Origin of the sequence: Streptomyces sp. PU-14G, from assembly GCF_041028275.1 — a bacterium.
Lineage (GTDB): Bacteria > Actinomycetota > Actinomycetes > Streptomycetales > Streptomycetaceae > Streptomyces.
This window is the reverse complement of the sequence record NZ_JASKYT010000439.1, coordinates 1-5,675: the sequence shown is the minus strand read 5'-3', so window position 1 is coordinate 5,675 and position 5,675 is coordinate 1. Positions and strand designations below refer to the sequence as shown.

At 74.3% G+C, this 5,675-nt stretch carries 4 protein-coding genes; all 4 read left to right on the top strand.

What is annotated here, in order from left to right; all coding sequences use genetic code 11:
* The first annotated feature begins 158 nt into the window (after positions 1 to 158).
* Positions 159 to 923: an SDR family NAD(P)-dependent oxidoreductase gene (locus AB8Z75_RS30935; RefSeq protein ID WP_369207807.1), complete on the top strand. Its 765-nt coding sequence runs from the start codon at positions 159 to 161 to the stop codon at positions 921 to 923.
* A gap of 32 nt (positions 924 to 955) precedes the next feature.
* Entirely contained in the window at positions 956 to 1,417 is a 462-nt protein-coding gene (locus AB8Z75_RS30930) for an N-acetyltransferase family protein (RefSeq protein ID WP_369207805.1), read from the top strand.
* A gap of 162 nt (positions 1,418 to 1,579) precedes the next feature.
* Complete coding sequence (locus AB8Z75_RS30925) at positions 1,580 to 5,113, top strand: DNA polymerase III subunit alpha (protein WP_369207803.1); 3,534 nt, start codon at positions 1,580 to 1,582, stop codon at positions 5,111 to 5,113.
* Positions 5,110 to 5,675, top strand: a 566-nt coding sequence (locus AB8Z75_RS30920) for a helix-hairpin-helix domain-containing protein (protein ID WP_369207801.1), incomplete at its 3' end; no start/stop codon positions are given. The genes AB8Z75_RS30925 and AB8Z75_RS30920, both read left to right, overlap by 4 nt.

Here is a 5,675-nt window from a genome sequence, read left to right as displayed (position 1 = left end):
CCCTGGGGGCGGGTGGTCATGGCGCGCAGCGTACGACAGCGCACGAGACGGAATACACGATGCGCCTGTGTGGCACGTTGTGCCATCCAGGCGTACCGTGGCAGGCGGTGGGCGGAGAAGCCACTCACAACAGAAGAGCAGCGAAAGAAGGAGCAGCCATGAACCGCTTCGACGGGCGCAAGATCCTCATCACCGGCGCGGGCTCCGGCATCGGCCAGGCCACCGTGGTGCGCCTGCTGCGGGAGGGCGGCGACGTCGTCGCCGCCGACATCTCCGAGAAGGGGCTGGAGAAGACCCGCGCCCTGGCGGCGGAGGAGGGCACGGACGCCCGCCTGAGCCTCGTCACCGTCGACATCTCCGACGAGGAGTCCGTGCGGCAGCGGATCGGCGGCGCCATCGAGGGTCTGGGCGGGCTGGACGTGCTGGTCAACGCCGCCGGCATCCTGGACTCCCGGCACACCGAGACGATGACGCTGGAGTTCTGGAACCGGATCATCGGCGTCAACCTCACCGGCACCTTCCTGATGACCCGGCAGGCGCTGCCCGCGCTGCTGGCCGGCGGCAAGGGGGTCGTCGTCAACTTCAGCTCGACCTCGGCGAGCTTCGCGCACCCCTACATGGCGGCCTACGCCGCGACCAAGGGCGGGATCCAGTCCTTCACGCACGCCATCGCCTCCGAGTACAGCAAGCGGGGGCTGCGTGCCGTCTGCGTCGCGCCGGGTTCCATCGCCTCCGGGATGACCCACAACCCCGGGCTGCCCGAGGACACGGACTACAGCCTGCTGGCCAAGCTGTCCCCCGCGCTCGGTGAGGGCTTCGCGGGGCCGGAGACCGTCGCCGGCGCCATCGCCATGCTGGCCTGCGACGACGGCGCCTTCATCACCGGCACCGAGCTGCGCATCGACGGCGGCACCCACATGTGACCGGCTGCCGGCGGGCGGGTAGGGAGGCCGGTATGCATCCCGGTCTCCCCTACGCCGTCCGTACCGCACGCCCCGAGGACTACGACGCCGTCATCGCCGTCGTCGACGACTGGTGGGGCCGTCCCGCCTCGCGCGACCTCACCCGCGTGTTCGTGGACCACTTCTACGCGACGAGCCTGATCGCCGAGGAGCCCGGCGGCGCGCTCGCCGGGTTCCTGATCGGGTTCCTCTCACCGTCGGAATCCAGCCAGGCCTACGTCCACTTCGCCGGGGTGGCCCCGCATCTGCGGCGCTCCGGACTCGCCCGTGAGCTGTACGAGCGCTTCTTCGCCCGGGCCCGGGAGGACGGGCGCACCGTGGTGAAGGCCGTCACCTCGCCGGTGAACGAACGGTCGATCGCCTTTCATACGGCGCTGGGGTTCGTGGCCTCGGAACCCCTCGCCGACTACGACGGGCCGTCGCTGGACCGGGTGACCTTCCGCAAGTCGTTGTGAGCCCCCCGGCGGGGCCCCCTGCGCGGGGTTCCGCCCGCGTCCCCGCCCCACGTCCCCTCCGCGGAGGGGAGGGGTGTGCGACGGTATTCGAATAAAAGTTCGATGGCTGGTTTATTGTGGTGGCCGGAACCGAGGGGGTGCTGAGGCAAGGAGGTGCGCACGATGCCGGCCTTCACGCATCTCCAGGCGGCCTCGGGCTTCTCCATGCGCTACGGCGCCTCCCACCCGGAGACCCTCGCCGAGCGCGCCGCCGAGCGAGGGATGGAAGCGGTCGCACTGACCGACCGCGACACCCTCGCGGGCGCCGTCCGCTTCGCGAGGGCGTGCACACGCGCCGGGGTACGGCCCGTGTACGGCGTCGACCTGGCGGTCGCGGACGAGGCGGCGGACGACGCCGCGGGTGCGACCGCGCACGGGAGGGGCCGAGGAGGCGGCACTCCGGAAGGACGCGTCGCCCGCCGCACACCGGTCAGAGGCGGCAGCTTCGTCGACGAGTCGGCACGGCGAGCGGTCTTCCTCGCCCGGGACGGCGCCCGCGGCTGGGCCGAGTTGTGCCGGCTGGTCACCGAGGCGCACGCCGCCGGCCACGAGCGGCCCCTGCTGCCCCGCGAAGCCCTGGGGGGCGAGGCGGTCACCGTGCTGCTGGGCGCCGACTCGGACGTCGGCCGCGCGCTCGGTGCCGGGCGTCCCGACCGGGCGGCCGTCCTCCTCGGCCGCTGGCGCGAGGTCCACGGCGACGCGCTCCGCCTGGCCGTCACCGCCTCCGGCCCCCTCCGCCAGGCCGCCAGGACGCTGGATCTGGCGGCGCGGGAAGGGGTCAAGCCCGTACTGACCAACGCCGTGCGCTACGCCGACCCGGCCTCGGGCACCGAGGTGAACGTCGCCGACGTCCTCGACGCCGCCCGCCGCCTCGTCCCCGTCGACCCGCGCCGCGGGCTCGACGCCGGCGAGCGCTGGCTGAAGGGGCCCGACCTGATGGCCGAGGCGGCCGGGCGGATCGCCGAGGCCGCCGGATACGGGGCCGCCACCGCGCACCGCCTCCTCGACCTCACCGCCGAGACCGCGGCGGCCTGCCGAGTCGATCCCGAGGAGGACCTGGGCATCGGCCGGGTGCACTTCCCCGAACCCCACCTGGCCGGCACCGGCGGGCACACCGCGGCCCGCGCGCTGCGCTCCCGCTGCGCCGCCGCGATGGTCACCCGCCGCTACGACCGGGAGCCGGGACGCTGGCGGCGGCTGGACGAGGAGCTGGCCGTCATCGAGACCCTCGGCTACTCATCGTACTTCCTGACGGTCGCGCGCATCGTCGAGGACGTCCGCGAGCTGGGCATCCGGGTCGCCGCGCGGGGTTCGGGCGCGGGGTCGTTCGTCAACCACCTGCTGGGGATCGCGCACGCCGACCCCGTCGCGCACGGGCTGCTGATGGAGCGGTTCCTCTCGCCGCGCCGGGCCGAGCTGCCCGACATCGACATCGACGTGGAGTCCGCCCGCAGGCTGGAGGTCTACCGCGCCATCTTCGAACGCTTCGGCGAGGAGCGGGTGGCCACCGTCGCCATGCCCGAGACCTACCGGGTGCGGCACGCCATCCGCGACGTGGGCGCGGCCCTGGCCATGGACCCGGCCGAGGTCGACCGGCTCGCCAAGGCGTTCCCGCACATCAGGGCGCGGGACGCGCGCTCCGCGCTGGCCGAGCTGCCGGAGCTGGCCCAGGTGGCGCGGGAGGACCACGGCGCGCACTTCTGGGACCTGGTGGAGGCGCTGGACGGGCTGCCGCGCGGCGTGGCCATGCACCCGTGCGGGGTGCTGCTCTCGGACTCCTCACTGCGCTCCCGCACGCCCGTGGTGCCCACCAGCGGGGAGGGCTTCGCGATGGCGCAGTTCGACAAGGACGACGTGGAGGACCTGGGGCTGCTCAAGCTGGACGTGCTGGGCGTGCGCCTCCAGTCGGCGATGGCGCACGCGGTCGCCGAGGTCGAGCGCGCGGCGGGGGAGCGGATCGACCTGGACGCGATCGAGGAGGGCGACCAGCCGACGTACGAGCTGATCCGGGCCTCCGAGACGCTGGGCTGCTTCCAGATCGAGTCGCCGGGCCAGCGCGACCTGATCGGGCGGCTCCAGCCGGAGAACTTCCACGACCTGGTCGTGGACATCTCCCTCTTCCGCCCGGGACCGGTCGGCGCCGACATGGTCCACCCCTTCATCGAGGCCAGGCACGGGCGGCGCCGCATCGACCACCCGGACCCCGCGCTGGCCGGGCCGCTGGCCGAGACGTACGGAGTGGCGATCTTCCACGAGCAGGTCATCCGCATCCTGGCCCGGATGACGGGCTGCGACCGCGGACGTGCGGACGAGGTGCGGCGGGTGCTCAAGGACGACGAGCAGCGGCCGGGCGCGCGGGCCTGGTTCGCGCGCGCGGCTGCGGGGCAGGGGTTCGCGCCCGAGGTGGTCGCGCACGCCTGGAAGCTGGTGGAGTCCTTCGGTTCGTACGGTTTCTGCAAGGCGCACGCGGTGGCGTTCGCCGTGCCGACGTACCAGTCGGCGTGGCTCAAGGCGCACCGGCCCGCGGCGTTCTACGCCGGGATCCTGGAGCACGACCCGGGCATGTATCCCAAGCGGCTGCTGCTGGCGGACGCGAGGCGGCGCGGGGTACCGGTGCTGCCGCTGGACGTGAACCGGTCCTCCGTGTCCTATCGAGTCGAACTGGAGTCCGAATCCGGGCTGTGGGGGCTGCGCCTCGCCCTCGCCGAGGTGCAGGGCATCAGCGAGGCCGACGCCGCCCGCATCGAGGCCGGCGCGCCCTACGCCTCGCTCAGCGACTTCTGGCGCCGCGCCCGCCCCTCCCGCCCGGTCGCCGAACGCCTCGCCCAGATCGGCGCGCTGGACGCCTTCGCGCCCGGCGGCAACCGCCGCGACCTGCTGCTGCACCTGGCCGAACTGCACCGCGCCCAGCGCGCGGCCGGAGCGCGCGAGGGCCAACTCGCCCTGGGCGAGACCACGGAACCCGGCGCCACCGGCGACGCGACGCGCCAGGCCGACCCCGTCCACCTGCCCGACCTGGACAGCGGGGAGCGCCTCGGTGCCGAACTCGACGTCCTCGGCATGGACACCTCCCGCCACCTGATGGCCGACCACCTCGCCTTCCTCCGCGAACTCGGCGCCCACTCGGCCCGCACCCTGCGCACGGCACGGCACGGCGAGACCGTGCTGATCGCGGGCGCCAAGGCCGCGACCCAGACCCCGCCGCTCGCCTCCGGCAAACGCGTCATCTTCACCACCCTCGACGACGGCACGGGCCTGTCCGACCTCGCCTTCTTCGAGGACTCGCACGCCGCCTGCGCGCACACCGTCTTCCACTCCTGGCTGCTGCTGGTACGCGGCACGGTCCAGCGGCGCGGCCCGCGCAGCCTCAGCGTCGTCGGCGCCGCCGCCTGGGACCTGGCCGAACTGGTCGAACTGCGGCGCGAGGGCGGCCTGGAGGCCGTCACCGCCCGGCTCGCGGAGCCTCCCCGCACCACCTCCCAGGACGCGGGAGCGCCCCCCGGGGCCGAAGAGGCGCACGGGCCCGGCCGTACCGTCGAGGTCGCGCCCGGCTACCGGATGCACCCCTGGGCCGACCTCCGCCCCGCCGGAGAGCCGGCCGACTCGCCCAAGGCGCTGCGCAAGCTGTGGCACTCCAGCCCGGGGAGCGCGGGATGACCGACGCCGACGACGCCGTCCGGGCCGCGGACACGACGGGCGAACCCCACATCCTCTACGTCCACTTCGGCGCAGCCCCGCACTCAGGGCCCGCACACTCCGCGCCTCACGAAGGCCGCTACGAGGAACTCCTCGCGCTGCTCACCGACATCACCCCGCTCGTCCAGGCACTCCCGCCCGACGCCGCACTCGCCGACGTACGGGGTGCGCTGCGCTACTTCGGGCGGAGCGCGGCCGAACTGGCGCAGCTCGTGCGGCTGCGGGCGCTCGCCCGGCACGGGACCGACTGCACCGTCGGCGTCGCCGCGAGCCCGCTGCTGGCCCGGATGGCGGCGCAGGCGGGCGAGAGGGGACAGATCCGCCAGGTGCGCCCGGAAGAAGCCGCCGGCTTCCTCGACCGCAGGCCGGTCGCCGCCCTGCACGGAGTGGGCCCCGCGACGGCCCGCACGCTGTGCGCGTACGGGCTCGACAGCGTCGGGAGGGTGGCCGCCGCACCCCCCGCCACCCTCCAGCGCATCCTCGGCGCGGCCCAGGGGCGGCGGCTCCACGAGCGGGCTCGGGG

Bases quoted from the DNA above. Each gene is read 5' to 3' on its own strand.
- AB8Z75_RS30930 (WP_369207805.1), top strand. From the start codon at position 956: ATGCATCCCGGTCTCCCCTACGCCGTCCGTACCGCACGCCCCGAGGAC.
- AB8Z75_RS30935 (WP_369207807.1), top strand. From the start codon at position 159: ATGAACCGCTTCGACGGGCGCAAGATCCTCATCACCGGCGCGGGCTCC.
- AB8Z75_RS30925 (WP_369207803.1), top strand. From the start codon at position 1,580: ATGCCGGCCTTCACGCATCTCCAGGCGGCCTCGGGCTTCTCCATGCGC.